Below are 16,359 nucleotides of genomic sequence, written 5' to 3'. Positions count from 1 at the left end.
GTAGTGTCTATCAGCGTGGTTGTGGACTCCCAGCCGAATGACGGCGAAACTCTGCATCAGGACAGTGGGGAGGCGCTCACCCCGAGGCAAGCGGCGGTGGCCATCTTCTCGAGTCGGCTCTCCGAGCTGATCGCGGAGTCGGTGGTGTCGACCGAGGACGGGTCGACACGGTCGCTGACGCTCTATTCGCTGGCACAGCACCTGGAGCAGGCGTATCCGGATGTGCCGGTCTCCCAGTCGGGTCTGTACCGGCTCATACACGGTGACGCCGTGCCCCGGCTCGACCTGATCATCGCGTTGGCGCGGGTATTCGACGTTCCCCCTGAGCATTTCGTTACCGCGGAAAAGAAGGCGTGATCGGTTCTTCCCGTCAGCGGGAATAACGGCGACCCGGTCGACGGGCCGCTGTGGATAACATCCGGAACATGCCTGCCGAGGACCAGGGAGATGTCTTTCTCCGCCATCGAGGTGCGGTCCTGGATGCCCTGCTCTCCGATCCATCGTTCGGGGAGGACGGTCCGGCCGGGCCGGTAGCCAGCGGACCGCTCGTCGGTGAGCCCGGCCTCGGTGCGGTCGGTGATCCGCCGTCTGTGCCCGTGGTGACCGGTCTGCCGGTCGATAGCATCCCGGTCGAGGCTCCGCCCCCGCGCCGCTCCTCCGACGGCCCGAAGGCCAGTGAGCGGATCATTGCCCTGCTGAACGGACAGCAGCAGCCGGCTTCCACACCGGCAATGGACTTTTCGTCGGATTTCTCCGAGGTCGCTGCGAAGCAGCCGCCGCCGGACGAACCGATGCCATCCGCCGCCGGTTCGGGCCGGTCGTCGAAGCCGCGTGGCACCGAGGCCGCCGACCGAATCGTCGTCCTGGCCAAGAAGCTGAAGAACCCGAAGGTCGCGCTCGCTGTCTGCGCCGTCCTGGCGGTGTTGCTCATCCTGGCGCTGGTGTCCACTGGCAGCAAGGACGAGAAGCCGGCGGTGGACCGGATCGCGGTCATCACGCCGTCGGCCACCGCCGCACCGACCACGAAACCGGAAGCCGCCCCGGCCGCCTCCGGCACCATCCAGGTGAAATCCGCGACCGCGCACTGCCCACCGGGCAGTACGCCCGGCATGGACGCCTTCGGCGGGCAGCAGGGCAAGGCCTGGTCGTGCGTGCGGGCCTACAAGGTCGACGGCCAGGTGCTGAACATCGATCTCGGCAAGACCTACCAGATCGATTCGATCGGGATCGTTCCCGGCTGGGACAGCGTCGGCACCGACGGTATCGACCAGTGGACGAAATTCCGTACGGCCAGCCGGGTTTCGTATCAGTTCGACGATCCGAACAAGACCACCTACACCCAGCAGACACTGGATCAGCGCACCCTGGTGGTCACCAAGTTCGAGGTTCCGGTGCAGGCCTCCAAGGTGGTGATGACCGTGCTGGAGTCCAAGGGCGATCCGACGATCAATACCACCGCCATCTCCTCCATCGTGATCACCGGGCATTGAGATGTCCGTAGCCGAATTGGTCTGCCAGTACTGCTCGCATCGCAATACCGGTGCCGCTTCCCGCTGCGGGCACTGCGGTGCGCCGCTGTCCGAACGGCTGGTGGAGCGCGAGGCGCAGCACATGGCGAAGGGCGCCGCGAAGGTGACCGAGGCCGCGGTGGTGGGCGCGGAGCGGGTGGCGACCGACGCGGAGCACGTTGCCGCTGGTGCCGCGAAGGCAGTTGGGCAGTATCCGCGATGGCAGTGGCTGGGCGCGTTCGGCGGGGTGGCCGCAGTGCTGCTGGCGCTGGTTGTCTCGGTGTCCCGTTCGTGTTCGGTGATGCCGTCGTTGCCGGATGTCGATGCGGCCCAGTCATTGCCACTGCAGTTGCGCGCCGCCGCATCGTGTCAGCAGAGCGCTGCGGCGAGTTCGGCGCAGCAGTGCGTCATCCAGGCCAGCAATCCGATGCTCGCGGGCGGGATCACCGGTGGGCGGGATCTGACACTGACGGTGCAGCTGGATTCCTCGGCGCACATCACCGAGACCGTGAACCGTTGGCGGGCGGGCGGCGGCACGGTGCTGTCCGACGGGGCCGTCTTTGTCGCGATCGGGCCGTCGGCAACCGTGTGGTACGCAAACCCCCTGTCGGGTGTTCGCGTGGAAACCGGATCGTTCACCGGACGCGTTGGGGCACAGACCTTTCTATCGCGCTCCGGCCTGACGCAGTGACCGGTCGGCTCCGGACCGGTCGGCGAACTTGATCAGAGCACTTGACCTGGATCATTTTCACATGTCCAGTTTGTCACGTAAATAACGTGCCGCTATACAACGGCACGTTGTGTAGGTAAGGTGAAGGAAGCCGTACGGGTACGGTTCTCAGATTTCGGGAAGGCACGGGTCGATGGTGGCAACCACCCAGCAGACGATTTCATTCAAGCGGTTCCGCGATGATCCGACCGATCTAGAGGCCGCGTACTTCCGCTGGATCCAGCCGGGCGCCACCGCGCCGACGATCACGGATCGGGCCGAGCAGATCTTCCGGCACCATCTGGAGCTGGCGGCGAGCCGCATGCCGGGGGTGGCGATCACCAAGGTGTATCGCCCGGAGGACGGCAGCGGGCTCGGCGCGGCGATCCAGATCGTCAATGACGATATGCCGCTGCTGGTCGACTCGGTGACCACCGCACTGCGTCGGCTGGGCGCGACCGTCACCGAGGTCGTCCACCCGGTCTTCGATATCGTGCGCGATCGCCGCGGGCGACTGCGGGCGATCGCGCCGAAGGAGCGCGACGCCGGACCGGCCAGTGGCGGCCACACCTTTCCGGAGTCGTGGATCCACGTGCAGCTGAGTCCGTCGGTCGGCAGCGCACTGCTGGACCGGATCGACCGCGAGTTGCCGTCGTTGCTGCGGGTCCTGCGCAAGGTGCTCGATGACACTCCGAGCATGGCGAATGCGATGGTCGCGCTGGCGAGTCGGCTCGACCACATCGCGCAGCGCTCCGACGATCCCGAGGTGCCCGAATGCGCGAAGTTGTTGCGCTGGTTGGCCGATGGTCACTTCACCGTACTGGGTTACGGCTACTACCGCGGCGGTCGAGCCGAGTCCGGCGCTGAGCCGCAGCAGGTGCACGGCACCGGTCTCGGTGTGCTCTGGAACGGCTCCAACGTCGACATCGATGTCCCCGTCCTCGGCGGCGCGCGGCCGGTGCTGCGCCTGGCCAACGGGTCGGTGGATTCGCTGATGCCCGGATCCGGTGAGCTGTACTTCGTCAGCGTCGCCGATTACGCCAGCGGCCCGGCCGGTAATGGCGTGGGCCCGGTGCAGGGTGAGCATGTCTTTGTCGGCTCGTTCACGGTGACCGGCCTGCACGAGAACATCCTCGATATTCCGGTCATCTCGCGCCGGGTGCACCAGGTCATCGAATGGGCCGGCTTCGAACTGAATTCGTTCTCCGGGCAGGCGATGCTGGAGATGCTGCAGTCCTTCCCCCGGGTCGAGCTGTTCTCCACCGATGCCCGGCGACTGTTCGAAACCGTTTCCGCCGTCATGAATTTGGGGCTGCGCAGGCAGGTCCGGCTGTTCATCCGGCGCGACGGGCGCAGCGGTGCGGTCTACTGCCTGGTCTATCTGCCGCGTGACCGTTACTCGACCGAGGTCCGGCTGCGGATGGAACAGATTCTGCGTACGGAGTTCGACGGCGAGCAGGTGGCCTACTCCGCTCGTGCGAGCGAATCCGAGTTGGCCGTGGTCTATTTCACGGTGCATCGCGATCCCGACGCGGATCCGGCCGATATCTCCGAGTCCAATCGGGAGCGTATCCAGGAGTTGCTCTTCGCGACCACCCGGAGCTGGTCCGATCGGGTGGTGGCGGCGGCCAGCGGTGTGCCAGCGGTTTCGTCGAAGGCCGCCAATACCTATGCGGGCGCGTTTCCGATCGGGTACCAGCAGGAGTACGAGCCCGAGCGGGCCCTCATCGATCTGCAGCGGCTCGAACGGCTCGACGACGGTGCCATCGATACGAATCTGTACCGGCACGCCGAATCACCCTCGGGGGAGTGGCGATTCACGCTCTATGTTGCCGGCGAAGGGGTCTCGCTCAGCCGCGTGCTGCCGGTGCTGCAAAGCCTCGGAGTCGAGGTGGTCGATGAACAACCGCACCGCATCACCCTGCCCGACGGCACACACAAGTGGATCTACGATTTCGGTCTGCGCGTCCCGGCGGCGCTGCTGCACACTGCGATCGATGCCGATCTCGAGGCCGATCTGACCCGGCCCGCTGACGAGCCGCTGACCGAAGGCAGTATCCGGCAGAACTTTCCGGCGGCCTTCGCGGCTATGTGGAATGGCCGCGCCGAGGTCGACGCATTGAACGAACTGGTGCTGCGCGCCGGACTGCACTGGCGTCAGATCGCGATGCTGCGCGCCTACGCCAAGTATCTACAGCAGGCCGGATTCGCCTACACCCTGGGTAATATCGCCCGCGTCCTGCTGGCCCAGCCGACGATGGCACGGTTGTTCACCGAACTGTTCGACGCCTACTTCGATCCCGAGGGCCTCGGCGCGGTGGCCTCGGCGCGGGCGGCCGGTATCGCCGAGCGGTTGCAGACCGAGATCGACGCGGTGGTCAGCCTCGACGCTGACCGCATCCTGCGCGCGGTCCTCGGTCTGATCACGGCGACCCTGCGCACCAACTACTACCGGCTCGACGCCGAGGGCAACGCGCCGGAGTACCTGTCATTCAAATTCGATCCGCATGCCATCAGCGAATTGCCCAGGCCGCGTCCGCAATTCGAGATCTTTGTGTACTCGCCGCGAGTCGAGGGTGTGCATCTGCGCTTCGGTCCGGTGGCGCGCGGCGGGTTGCGCTGGTCGGACCGTCTGGAGGATTTCCGCACCGAGGTCCTGGGCCTGGTGAAAGCGCAGGCGGTGAAGAACGCGGTCATCGTGCCGGTCGGCGCGAAGGGCGGGTTCGTGGTCAAGCGCGCGCCCGAGGCCACCGGTGATCCGGCCGCGGATCGGCAGGCCCTGCTGACCGAGGGCATCGCGTGCTACCGCACCTTCATCTCCGGTCTGCTCGATGTGACCGATAACGTCGACCACGCCTCCGGCGCGGTACTGCCACCGGAGCGGGTGGTGCGCCGCGACAGCGACGACACCTACCTGGTCGTCGCCGCCGACAAGGGCACTGCGACGTTCTCCGATATCGCCAATGACGTTGCGCGCCAATACGGTTTCTGGCTGGGCGACGCGTTCGCCTCGGGTGGTTCGGTGGGTTACGACCACAAGGCGATGGGCATCACCGCCAAGGGTGCGTGGGAGAGCGTCAAACGGCATTTCGCCGAGATGGATATCGACACGCAGACAACGGATTTCACCGTCGCGGGCGTGGGCGATATGAGCGGCGATGTGTTCGGCAATGGCATGCTGCTGTCCCCGCACATCCGGCTGGTGGCCGCCTTCGACCATCGGCACATCTTCCTGGACCCGAATCCCGATGCGGCGTCGTCGTTCCGGGAGCGGGAGCGGATGTTCGCGCTGCCGCGTTCGTCGTGGGCGGACTACGACAAGGCGCTGATCAGTAGGGGCGGTGGCGTCTTCGACCGGTCCGCCAAGGCCGTTCCGGTCAGTCCCGAGGTGCGCGCGGCCCTCGATCTGGATCCGAGTGTGACCACACTGTCCCCTCCGGAGATGATCCGGGCGATTCTGCTCGCCCCGGTGGATCTGTTCTGGAACGGCGGCATCGGCACCTACATCAAGGCGTCCACCGAGACGAATGCCGATGCCGGGGACAAATCCAACGATGCCGTGCGTGTCGATGCGAACCAGTTGCGCGCCAAGGTGATCGGCGAGGGCGGCAACCTCGGTGCGACCGCCCTCGGCCGCATCGAATACTGCGCGAACGGCGGCCGGATGAACACCGACGCCATGGACAACTCGGCGGGCGTCGACTGCTCCGACCACGAGGTCAATATCAAGGTGCTGCTCGATGCGGTCATCTCCGGCGGTGAGCTTGCCGCCGAGGATCGCACCGAACTGCTGGCCGCGATGACCGATGAGGTCGCCGAACTCGTACTGCGCGACAATATTTCGCAGAACTTCCGGATGGGCCTCTCGCGCGCCCAGTCGGTGCCCTTGTCCGGCGTGCATCGCAGGCTGATCGCCGACCTCGAGGGCCGACGCGGTGTGGACCGGCGGCTCGAGGCACTGCCCTCGGACGCCGAGCTGAAAAAGCGGACGGCGGAAGGGCGCGGACTCACCTCGCCGGAGCTGGCGAATCTGCTCGCGCACGTGAAGCTTTCGCTCAAGGCCGATGTGCTGGCCGGGGACCTACCGGACAACGCGGCCTTCGAGTCGGTGCTTCGGTCGTACTTCCCGAAGCCGCTGCGGGCACGGTTCGCCGACGCGATCGGCAGGCATCCGCTGCGCCGCCAGATCGTCGCCACCATGGTCGTCAACGACGTGGTGGACCACGGCGGCATCACCTACGCGTTCCGGCTGGCCGAGGAGGCGGGTGCGAGCACCGATGACGCGGTGCGCGCCTTCACCGTCGCGGCCGAGGTCTTCGATCTGCACGCGCTCTGGCAGCGTATTCGGACCACGCCGATGCCGACGGCGGCGCGCGACGAACTCGAGCGGGAGACCAGGCGCACCCTCGATCGCGTATCCCGCTGGCTGCTGACCAGCCGTCCGCAGCCGATCGCCATCGGCGCCGATATCGCCCGCTACCGCGATGGTTTTCGCAAGCTCGCGGGGCAGATGCTGCCCGCCCTGCTCCCCGCGGCCCACGCCGAGGATCTGGCGACGCATGCGCGCGCTGCCGTCGAGCAGGGTGCGCCGGCGGAATTGGCCGAGGAAGTGTTCCGCCTCATCCACCTGTTCCCGCTGTTGGACATCATCGACGTGGCCGATATCGCCGAGCGGGATGCGGAGGAGGTCTCGGTGCTCTACTACGCGCTCGATGATCACTTCCAGATCGAGCGGCTGCTGACCGCGGTGAGCAACCTCGCGCGCGACGACCGGTGGCGCACCCTGGCCAGGCTCGCGTTGCGCGACGATCTCTACGATTCGCTGCGCTCGCTCACCCTCGACGTGCTGACCGCGTCGGAACCGAATGAGAGCGCGGCGGCGAAGATCGCCGACTGGGAGTCGGTCAATCGCTCCCGCCTGGCCCGGGCCGGTGCGTCGCTCGGCGAGATCTTCGCCGCGGGAACTCACGATCTGGCCACGCTCTCGGTGGCCGCACGACAGGTGCGCAGCATGGTGAGCAGCGGGGAATCCGCTGCGGCGGCGAGCGTTTCGGGCTGAGTTCGCCGCAGCCCTGCGGCTGCACAAAATGGATCCGCCGCCTCGGCATTCGTCGGGGCGGCGGATCTTTTTGTGCACGAGGCGACTACGGGCAATTCTCTTCGGCTTCGAGCTGGTTTCGGGTTGCCTGGTCGATCCAGGTGGTGAAGTGGGCGGCGAGGTTGGTGGGGGTGGCGGCAACATGTCGGCACTCAGGTGGCCTGGGGGGGGTGCCGCAGAACTTCGCCCCGGCGCTCAGATCCGCGCCCAGCCGCCGGAATGCCGCGGCGGCACCGGTTTCGACTGAGTGTGGTTTCGCCGCGGGTTCGGATCACGCCGCCTTCACCAGTAGGCCACCAAGTAGCACTCTGTGCATCGTGTAGCAGTTCAGGCATCCTTGAGGCATGAAAACGATCCAGCAACGCGACCTGCGCAACGACAGCCGCAAAGTCCTCGCTGCGGTCGAAGCCGGCGAGAGCTTCACGGTCACCCGCGACGGCAAACCGGTCGCCGAACTCAAGCCACTGACACGGCGAACCTTCGTGCCCATCGCCGAACTCGCCCGCACCAGTGCCCACCTGCCGCGCGTCAACTACACCGAGTGGCGTGCCGACATGGACGCGATGATCGACCAGGAGATCCTTGGCCGTGAATGAACCCGCGACGCCCCAACACATACTGCTCGACACATCGGTACTCATCGATTATCCAGAAGTCCATTCAGCGTTGCCCGAGGACGCGGAAGCGGCCATCAGCGCCATCAGCCTGGCCGAACTCGCGGCCGGACTACATTCCACGAAAGATCCGGTGCGGCAAGCCCAACGTCAACTCCAGTTCCAGTGGGTTGTGAAATCCTTCGACCCCCTCGCATTCGACGCCGAGACGGCCCACGTATACGGGTCGCTCGCTTTCCTCGTCGAGCAGATCGGAACTAAACCTCGAGGCAGAGTGGCCGACCTTCAGATCGCTGCGGCAGCAGTCCAGCATGCCCTACCGCTGTATACCCGCAACCCCGATGATTTCAAAGGGCTCGGCCCCCTGCTGAACGTCGTCACGGTTTAGTCGGCTGGCGGGAATGCGGTTGACTTTTCGCCGCGGGCATCCGCGATCTGGCCACGCTCTCGGTGGCCGCACGACAGGTGCGCAGCATGGTGAGCAGCGGGGAATCCGCTGCGGCGGCGAGCGTTTCGGGCTGAGCTCGCCGCAGCCCTGGCGCCGCATAAAGATCCGCCGCCCCAGAATTCGCCCATCGCCGGGGCGGCGGATTTTTTTTGTACACGAGGCGACTACCGGCAATTCTCTTCGGTTTCGAGCAGGTTTCGGGCGGCGCGGTCGATCCAGGTGGTGAAGTGGGCGGCGAAGTCGTCGCGATGGGCGAAGTGGCTGGTGAAGCGGAGTGGATTGGGGAAGCGGTCATTCGCTCAGCCGAACCAGAGTGCGCGAAATCATCTGGTTCCCAGGTTCATTCGGCCATTGACAAGGTCCAACCGAGCGTGGGTGAGAATGGGTTTGCGCCGCTACGACTTCAACCACGCGTTGATCTGGTCCAGGCTGCCGCTGTAGATGCAATCGTCGTCTTCCGCATCCAGCAGCGTCCAGCAGTACGGTGGATACTTGTCGCGAACAAGACGGTATCCGGCGCGCTCGGCCCGTGCCCGGAGCGAACGCACTTGTGCGGCAATCGAATCCGGTTCGTGCATCATGGTTGCCTTTCGTGTTGATTCACCACGGTTTGCCCCAGAGTCGGTGTCGTCGTGCTGAATCGCGGTGGATGCGTCCGGCCGCGACCAGTGCATCGAACGCGGCGTGCTTGCGTGCGCAGTCGTGCTCGCGGTGCAGCTGCATCGCGACATGGGCGTCGGCGAGGGTGAACGGCTGATCGGGTGGGCCGCACGTCCACGCTTTCGGCCATTCGACCGGGCGTAATCGGCAGCCTCCAGTGGGCCGGTCGCGACGTGGCCGGTTGATCGGCCACACGCACGCCACCCCGACCATCGCGAACGCACCGCCTCCGACGACCGCGAGGATGCCGTGCACCACTTGCCATGCGCTCACGGTGGTTTCACCGCCCGCATCCGTTGCTCGGGTTGGTCGGTAACGCCAGCTGCGCGAGCCCGTCGAGCACATCTTGGAACGTCTGGAGTTCGGGCATGCCTTCGGGCACGTAGTTGATGGTGTCTTTCGGGAACTCGATGCCGCGCCGGTGCGCGCGTTCGCGCGGGCTCAGCTTCGGTGGCGCGATCCGGCCGTGCCGCACGAGGGTGTAGTAGGCGGCCCTCTTCCACGCGCACCGCTCGATCCGGCACGCACAGTGTTGCTGCATCTGCGTGTGCGCCAACTCGACCTCGGCGAAGCCGCAGATATTCGGCGGGGTGAGCAGAGCATCTGCGTTCATCACGCGGCCCCCATCTCGACGCCGGGCTGGTGCTTGGCCGAGCGCGCCCAAGTGCCTTGCGGGCAAACGGTTTCCAGATCGAACCCCTCGTCACAGATCAACGCGGGCTGACAGTCCACGTGACCGAGGTCGAAGACGACGATCACTTGGACGCCGAGACCAGCTGCCATACCGACCACATACGCGATCGGATCGTCGACATCGGCCGGTGGCCGGACCGTGTACACGTGCTGGTAGCCGAGCATGTGAGCGTGCCGCTGAACATCCGAGGCGTGGCGTGGCGCTGCCAGCCCGGACACGTCATTGCGTACGAACCCAATGGCTTTCGGTTTGTCGCTCGCAGAGATCGTCTGCGGCGACGCGATGGTTTGCGTAGGTGTCATGGTTCCCCCGGAATCTGGTCGGTGTGCTGGATTGTGGGGCGCCTGAGCATTTCCGCGTGGCTGGTGCACTTTCGACGGCCACTCTCGGGGCGCATGTTCAGCTCACACCCATGCCGGTGAATTCACAATATTTAAGCGTAAATTCTTCACTTCGAAAAAACGTAGTAAGGTGGCGGCAGATTGTCATTTGCCCTGGTCAAAGCGAGGAGACGATTTCATGCCCGCACAGCCTGCCGCCCCATCCGTGCCTCGTCGTCAGGTGGCGCGCATCCTGTCGAAGCTGCATCGAGAGTCCGGGCTTTACATCAAAGACGTTGCGGAACAGGTCAACCTGCACCACGTCACCGTGACGAAGATGCTCAAGGGGCAGCCGTGCAAGCTCAAGCCGATCTACATCGACAAACTCTGCGATATCTACCATGCAACACCTGAGACCCGGATGACGCTGAAAGCCATTGCCGCAGAAGCAGAATCAGCTCGGGGCTGGTGGTATGACTTCAATGATGTCGTTTCGCCCGACAAGCTCGATGTCTACATCACCCTCGAAGGCACCGCCACCGCTGTCTCGATATACCAGAACGCCCGCATCCCAGGTTTGCTGCAAACCGAGGGCTACGCCCGCGGCCTGCTCCGCACGAGCCCCGACCTGACGCCGGAGGAGGTCGAGCGTCACGTCCAGGTCCGGATGCGCCGACAAGCGGTTCTCACCGAATCCAAGCCGAGGTTGGACGCGATACTTGACGAAAGCGTGATCCGCCGCTTGCTCAGCGACTCCCAACTCGCCGCCGGCCAACTGCATCGCATCGCCGAGGTTTCCAGGCTGCCCAACGTCAGTGTCCGGCTCGTGCCCTTCGACACCGGCATCTATCGCGGCACCGAGGAAGGCCACTTCATCATCCTCGACTTCGCGGGGACAGCCGGTCTCGAACCCGAACCTTCGGTTGCGTTCGTCGAAGGTGGGGCCGGGGGCGGCAACCTGTATCTGCAGAAGCCTGAACAGGTGGCACGGTATCGTCGATCCTGGGTCGACATAGAGCGGTCCACGTTGAGCGCGGCCAAGACCCGCGCTTACCTGTCCAAGATCGCGAAGGAGTTACCTCGGTGAACACCGAGTGGTTCAAGAGTAGCTACAGCAAGCAAGGGGGGGACTGCGTCGAAGTCGCCTTCCTTGACCACGGGATGGTCGGAATGCGCGACAGCAAGAACCCGACCGGCCCGGCGTTGGTCTTCGCGCCCGGCGAGTGGGATGCCTTCACTGCGGGCGTCGCGGACGGAGAGTTCGACCGCCGCGCCTGAGCCTGCGGCACACAGCATCCGGGCCACCGTACCTGTCCTGGCCGACCAGGCCGCCCACCGCCGCGATCGCGGCTCAGCTGGCGGCAGACCACCCGCGTTCGACACCACCATCTGCCGTGACCGCAACGCCGTCTATCGCGGAATCAACCAACTCGAACAGAACCACGCTGAACGAATGAGTCCTGTTCACATGCTGAAGGCGCCGCGGTGTCCCAGGCGCCGCCCGCAAGCGGTCAGTGCCAGCACGTCATGCCCGTGCGTACGGGTGTTCGCGCCGATCCGCGACGGATCGACCGAGGACCGTCCGGCAATGAGCATCGGTGTTACCGTGTCGGCAATCGTGGCCTGCCGCAACCCGTTGCGGTCCGATCGGTCTTCGATCGCGGTCGAATCGACCGGCAGGCCGGTCTCTGTCGTATGTCCCGAGCCGACCCGAATCGGGTCGGCATGCTCGTTGCAGTCACGGTAGTAGTAGCGCAGCACCTGTCCGTGGGCTGCCAGGCACCATCCCCGCCAGTCGTCGCAGCCGCTTTCGTAGTTCTGGCCGTACCAGTGTGCGTGCCCGAACCGCTCGCTCAGCGCTGCGCAGCGGGCTTGCCGCTGCTGATGTTCGCGGCCGTCCCGGGTGTAGTCGCCATCGATGTCGAGCAGCCGGTCCAACTCGTGATCGTGGCGATCGAGTTCCCCAGCGGCAACGGATGTTCCGAACACCAAGGTCCACCCGTCGAGCACCGGACTCACATACATCCGAGCGCAATCGGCGTGCTCGGCGTAAGCGGTGCGGCTGTGTCTCGCGTCGTGGCACCGCCAAGTGTCGGTGCCCATCGACCAGGTCACCGCGACCGGATCGGACAGCTCGAACGCATCCAGTACCGCCGCCCGGTCGGTGGTTTTGATGGCATACCAACCATCTTGCGGGACAAAGGGTTCGGGAACATCTGCCGCGATCTTGGCCTGCATCAGCCGGGCCAGCACCGTAAGGTCGCGTGGTTCTGGCGTGTCCCAGCCGATCTGGGTGAGCGCCGCTAGTGCGTTCCGCCGCTCGGGCACCCGAGAGCTTCTGACCCGACGCAACAACGGCACCGCGGAACGACCCAGGCGACCGAACGCGCCGATTGCCTCCTCACGCACCCGCTGCACCGGATCCGCCAACAGCGGTACCAGCAAGGGCGCGTACTCACGACGGCGGCGGTAGCCGAGCACGAAAGCGCTGTCAGCTCGTACGCGGGGATCCTCGCTGCATATTTCGAGCGCACAATCCGAGGTATCCGAAGCTGCCGCAATCCCCAGTGCCTGACAGCACAACTCGACGGCGTCCGGGGTCTGCGCGATCGCGAGTTGCACGATCAGCGCACGGTAGCCGACAGGTCCGAACCGCCGCAGCACCGCGATACCGCCCGAGCGGTCGATCCACGAATCCGGATCGACCAGATGGTCCAGCAACGGCTCGATCACATAAGCACCCGCGGCCACAATCGCCTCCACTGCCTCGTCTCGCAGAGACGTATCGGCGAGCGCTGCTGCCGCGGTTTGTAAGTCCATGCACCCGTACCTACCATCCGCCGCGGACAAGCTCGACAATCCAACCGACGCTGAAGCAGTGATCGAACCACTTCGAAACAGGGCCTAGGTGCGTCGCCGGAATTCCCATGGACTGCGGCACTTTCGGGTTCGACACCGATGTTTACGGTCGGTAGCATCCGTCGATATGAGCGATGGGGGGACGCCAGCCTCTGGACCGGGGCTCTCGGTCGTGCCCGAGAAGGTTCGTGAGGTCGGCAAGTACGTCTACGAATTGGCCGAGACATTGCGCACGGCACTGGATTCCGCAGCCACAGATGTGGAGGCTGTGGCCAACGGCAGTTGGACCGGTGGCTTGGCGGCGGAGTTCGCCGATGGCTGGAGCGATGTCCGCGACGGGGGCGGTCAGATCATCACCGCGCTCGCCGCGTTGGCGGAGAAGCTCGGTGTCACCGCCGATACCTACCAAGCCCGCGATGAGAGCAACGCGTCCAACACCTCGAGTTTGGATCTGCCATGAGCGAGTTCTCGGTGAATCTCGACGACCTCGATCTGATCGTGGCCCGTTTGTCCGGCCTTGCCGGTTTCATCAACGATCACCTCGACGATATCGAGGACAAGGTCGCCGCACTGACTGGAACTGGTTGGGAAAGCGTTGCCGCCCAGGCATATTCCGAAGCGCACCGGCAATGGATGACCGGAGCGCGTGAGTTCGCCGAGGGCGTCCGCGAGATCAGCGACGCTGCCCGCAAGGCGCATACGAAGTACAGCACGGCCGCCGACGTCAACAAGCAGATGCTCCAAGGCGGATAAGCCGTGGGTGACACCTGGATCATCGACTCCGGCATGTATTTCGACGCCGCCAAGAAATGCCAGCAGTTGGCCGGCGATATCTCGCTGGCACTGGCGCCGCTGCAGCGTGCTCTCGTACATGACTGCGGTGGTATGGCCGGGGATCACGAGAAGTCCGAGCAGTGGACGACCGCCTATGACCAGAACGCTCGCGACATCGTCACTCTCGCTGCGACCCTGTGCAACGCGCTGCAACGTTTCGGGGATGTGTTGGCCGCCAACGGGTACAACTGGTGGCAGTCCAACCGGTCCAAAGCCAGTGGCACCGAGCCGGCCCGCCCCACCGAGTCCGAACCGCTGTACGACTCCGGGATGGCGCTGCCGACCACGGCCAAGGGCGCCAACGGCGCCGGAATCGAAACCTCGATCACCGGACTGCTGGACCAAGTCAAGAAGATCCCCAACGGGGACGTCACCAAGCTCGGCATCGCGGCGGGGGCCTGGAAGACGTTTGCTGACAACACCAACATCACCGGAGCCGCGGACCGTATCAAGGGCGTCAACGCCAAATTCACCGGCAGCACTGACCCGAACATCCGCGACATCGAAGAGAAACTGACCACTCTGCAGCAGGCGGCGGAGCTGCTGTCCCAGGCAGCGGCAGCGCTGGCGGGACCGGTAAAGGACCATCACGACGCCCTCGACACCATGCGCAGTGACGTCCAAGCCGCAGTCGCCAGCGCTGCAAAGGAACTCGCCGGAGCCGTCCTCATCACCGTCGCCATCGTCGGCATCCTCGCCGTCGCCTCCGCAGGCACCGCCGCCGCCCCCGCTGCCGCCGGTGGTGTCGCCGTCACCGCAGAAATCGTCACCACCACAGCCGGCATCATCCGCACCACCGTCTCCATCAGCCGCGTCGTCGCCATCTTCGGCGCAGTCGTCGTCGCAGGCACCGCCACCGGCGTCTTCACCGCCATCCCCGACCTAACCCAAAACGGCATCAACGCCGCGCTTGCATCGATCGCCGCAATGACCGTCAAGATCGCGACCGACGACGATGGCGGGACCGGTAAAACCGCACCCTCCGGCACTACTGATACGAACACAACACCGTCGGGACGTCGGACGCCTGTGCCGTCGAACGAGGCCCCTGAGAATCAGAGGGCATTGGAGCGGGAGAACAAATCGGCCGATATCCTTGCAAAGGGCGGTTACGAAGTAGAGCAGAACCCCTCCGTCCCCGGAAATAAGAACCCCGACTACAAGATTGAGGGGAAGGTATTTGACAATGTCGCGCCGGAATCCAATAGCCCAAGAAACATAGGTTCACGTATCCAACAGAAGGTGGAGGAAGGTCAGGCGGATAGGATTGTCGTTAATTTAGAAGGTAGCACTGTCAGTGCTGAAAGTCTGAAGAAGCAACTGACTGATTGGCCGATCTCCGGACTGAAAGAGGTGATTGTTATCGACCGGCAGGGCCAGATCATACCCCTCTATCCGTAGTCTGCAGTAGAAAGGCCCCAGATGGCCATCGAATACGGCCTGTATCTCGAAACGCCGATATCGGCGCCACGTATCGCCGAAGAGTTTGCTCGATCGATATCGGAAGATTTTGGTGTTGGTGTTGGGGATGGATCTATAGATCAACAGATCCTGGATCCTGGTTTCAAGACAATGCAGGGGCTGTGGATTCGAGTCATACCCGGATCCCCGCCTGAGTGGCACCCGGTTGTTTCCGATCTCGGAATCACCCCCACGGTCCGAGTGGCGTACCGTATCGACAAGTTCGAAGATTCGGAGCGGCAGACCGAAACGATGATCGGCCTCACCATGGCACTGTTGGACGAACTAGTAGGGGACGCAGCGCTCACGCGAGATCTCGAGCAGGTGTGGCTGTTGCGCAAGGGTGGTGTGCTGTACCTGAATGAGCGTGATGACCTGTGGACGCCGAGTCGAATTGGCCTGGTTTCCTCCCCATACCAGCGGTTGACCTATACGTTTTCCAGCGAATAGCTGCCAGGTGGGTTTCCTGAATCACCCCGGTCGCGGTCGTTCTCCGAGTAGCGTTCGTCGTTGGCCTGAGGATCCGGCTGCGCACCGGGCGTTGTCGGACTATTTCGAGCGCCTCCCAGCCGACCCTGTTGCCGAGCAAACAACGTCGTCGCTTCTCAATGGTCGCGGCCTCGATTTCACAGGTTCGGATCTGTCTGGACTGGACCTTCTCGGGGCAGAACTGAGTGAGGCGACGATGAATCAAGTACTACTCATTGGCGCCGATCTGTACACCGGGTGGCTTGCCGGGGCTCGGCTCCGAGGAGCCGACCTCAGCGGTGCTGATCTTCGGAAGGTTCAGGGGCGAGGCTGCGACGCTCGGCATGCGAGGCTGTACCAGGCAGACATGCAGCGAGCGGACTTTGCTCACTCGGATTTCCGCGGCGCGGACCTGCGCGGCGCATTGCTGCAACGGGCGACGTTCTCTGGATCAGATCTACGTGACGCCGATCTTCGGGAGTGTGTCTTCGCGCGGACGCGACTTTCGGGCACGCGTGTAGGGGGTTGCCCTGTCGATGCTGCCAGCGGTTTAGTGGTCGGTCCGGTTGACGTCGGAGTCGATTCACCTGAGCTATTGGACGGACCGGACTTGCAGGTGTGGTTTTCTTCTCGGGGAGCACCGGGCGTCGAGGTCCGCCAGACTGCTTAAGTGCCATCTCCACCCT

General features: G+C 64.5%; 18 protein-coding genes. 13 read left to right on the top strand and 5 right to left on the bottom strand.

The features are described 5' to 3' along the window. The first annotated feature begins 3 nt into the window (after positions 1-3). From OG874_RS22335 to OG874_RS22310, 6 genes are all read left to right on the top strand, one after another. On the top strand, positions 4-357 hold the full coding sequence (locus OG874_RS22335; protein ID WP_330257064.1) for a helix-turn-helix domain-containing protein: 354 nt from the start codon (positions 4-6) through the stop codon (positions 355-357). 68 nt (positions 358-425) lie between these two features. Beyond that, on the top strand, positions 426-1,490 hold the full coding sequence (locus OG874_RS22330) for a discoidin domain-containing protein (protein WP_330257063.1): 1,065 nt from the start codon (positions 426-428) through the stop codon (positions 1,488-1,490). A gap of 1 nt (position 1,491) precedes the next feature. Continuing rightward, positions 1,492-2,199 (top strand): hypothetical protein, encoded by a 708-nt coding sequence (locus OG874_RS22325; protein ID WP_330257062.1) that lies wholly within the window; start codon positions 1,492-1,494, stop codon positions 2,197-2,199. A 172-nt stretch (positions 2,200-2,371) separates the two neighbouring features. Next, positions 2,372-7,276, top strand: coding sequence for an NAD-glutamate dehydrogenase (locus OG874_RS22320; RefSeq protein WP_330257061.1), 4,905 nt, complete (start codon positions 2,372-2,374; stop codon positions 7,274-7,276). Between the two features lie 383 nt (positions 7,277-7,659). Beyond that, positions 7,660-7,911 (top strand): type II toxin-antitoxin system Phd/YefM family antitoxin, encoded by a 252-nt coding sequence (locus OG874_RS22315; RefSeq protein ID WP_330257060.1) that lies wholly within the window; start codon positions 7,660-7,662, stop codon positions 7,909-7,911. Continuing rightward, complete coding sequence (locus OG874_RS22310; RefSeq protein ID WP_330257059.1) at positions 7,904-8,317, top strand: type II toxin-antitoxin system VapC family toxin; 414 nt, start codon at positions 7,904-7,906, stop codon at positions 8,315-8,317. Before OG874_RS22315 ends, OG874_RS22310 begins: the two co-directional genes overlap by 8 nt. 455 nt (positions 8,318-8,772) lie before the next feature. Here the strand turns inward: OG874_RS22310 and OG874_RS22305 are convergent, their stop codons facing one another. Genes OG874_RS22305 through OG874_RS22290 form a run of 4 tightly spaced genes read right to left on the bottom strand, consistent with a single transcriptional unit; the run spans position 8,773 to position 10,033 of the window. Then, on the bottom strand, positions 8,773-8,958 hold the full coding sequence (locus tag OG874_RS22305; protein ID WP_330257058.1) for a hypothetical protein: 186 nt from the start codon (positions 8,956-8,958) through the stop codon (positions 8,773-8,775). Positions 8,959-8,977: 19 nt separating this feature from the next. After that, a complete protein-coding gene (locus OG874_RS22300; protein ID WP_330257057.1) occupies positions 8,978-9,310 on the bottom strand; it encodes a hypothetical protein in 333 nt (110 codons plus the stop codon). A gap of 7 nt (positions 9,311-9,317) precedes the next feature. Then, the gene (locus OG874_RS22295; protein WP_330257056.1) at positions 9,318-9,650 is read right to left on the bottom strand and encodes a hypothetical protein; all 333 of its coding nucleotides are present in this window, start codon (positions 9,648-9,650) and stop codon (positions 9,318-9,320) included. Then, a complete protein-coding gene (locus tag OG874_RS22290) occupies positions 9,650-10,033 on the bottom strand; it encodes a hypothetical protein (protein ID WP_330257055.1) in 384 nt (127 codons plus the stop codon). Before OG874_RS22290 ends, OG874_RS22295 begins: the two co-directional genes overlap by 1 nt. A 217-nt stretch (positions 10,034-10,250) precedes the next feature. Between OG874_RS22290 and OG874_RS22285 the strand changes: the two genes are divergently transcribed. Continuing rightward, positions 10,251-11,138: a Scr1 family TA system antitoxin-like transcriptional regulator gene (locus OG874_RS22285; protein ID WP_330257054.1), complete on the top strand. Its 888-nt coding sequence runs from the start codon at positions 10,251-10,253 to the stop codon at positions 11,136-11,138. After that, positions 11,135-11,329, top strand: coding sequence for a DUF397 domain-containing protein (locus OG874_RS22280; protein ID WP_330257053.1), 195 nt, complete (start codon positions 11,135-11,137; stop codon positions 11,327-11,329). Before OG874_RS22285 ends, OG874_RS22280 begins: the two co-directional genes overlap by 4 nt. Positions 11,330-11,515: 186 nt before the next feature. Here OG874_RS22280 and OG874_RS22275 read toward each other — a convergent pair whose 3' ends face one another. Continuing rightward, complete coding sequence (locus OG874_RS22275; protein ID WP_330257052.1) at positions 11,516-12,871, bottom strand: HEAT repeat domain-containing protein; 1,356 nt, start codon at positions 12,869-12,871, stop codon at positions 11,516-11,518. Positions 12,872-13,037: 166 nt separating this feature from the next. Here OG874_RS22275 and OG874_RS22270 point away from each other — a divergent pair, with 166 nt between their 5' ends. From OG874_RS22270 to OG874_RS44810, 5 genes are read left to right on the top strand one after another with little or no spacing between them, the layout of a single operon-like run. Then, a complete protein-coding gene (locus OG874_RS22270; protein ID WP_330257051.1) occupies positions 13,038-13,370 on the top strand; it encodes a type VII secretion target in 333 nt (110 codons plus the stop codon). Continuing rightward, positions 13,367-13,663, top strand: coding sequence for a WXG100 family type VII secretion target (locus tag OG874_RS22265; RefSeq protein WP_330257050.1), 297 nt, complete (start codon positions 13,367-13,369; stop codon positions 13,661-13,663). The genes OG874_RS22270 and OG874_RS22265 overlap by 4 nt, the downstream gene beginning before the upstream one ends. A gap of 3 nt (positions 13,664-13,666) precedes the next feature. Next, a complete protein-coding gene (locus OG874_RS22260; RefSeq protein WP_330257049.1) occupies positions 13,667-15,145 on the top strand; it encodes a hypothetical protein in 1,479 nt (492 codons plus the stop codon). Positions 15,146-15,166: 21 nt separating this feature from the next. Next, the gene (locus OG874_RS22255; RefSeq protein WP_330257048.1) at positions 15,167-15,655 is read left to right on the top strand and encodes a SitI3 family protein; all 489 of its coding nucleotides are present in this window, start codon (positions 15,167-15,169) and stop codon (positions 15,653-15,655) included. A 7-nt stretch (positions 15,656-15,662) separates the two neighbouring features. After that, positions 15,663-16,343, top strand: coding sequence for a pentapeptide repeat-containing protein (locus OG874_RS44810; RefSeq protein WP_442943375.1), 681 nt, complete (start codon positions 15,663-15,665; stop codon positions 16,341-16,343). Positions 16,344-16,359: the final 16 nt, after the last annotated feature.

The organism is Nocardia sp. NBC_00565 (assembly GCF_036345915.1).
In the GTDB taxonomy this organism is placed as follows: Bacteria; Actinomycetota; Actinomycetes; order Mycobacteriales; family Mycobacteriaceae; genus Nocardia.
The sequence above is the reverse complement of the archived record's forward strand: the minus strand, read 5'-3'. Positions and strand labels throughout refer to the sequence as shown.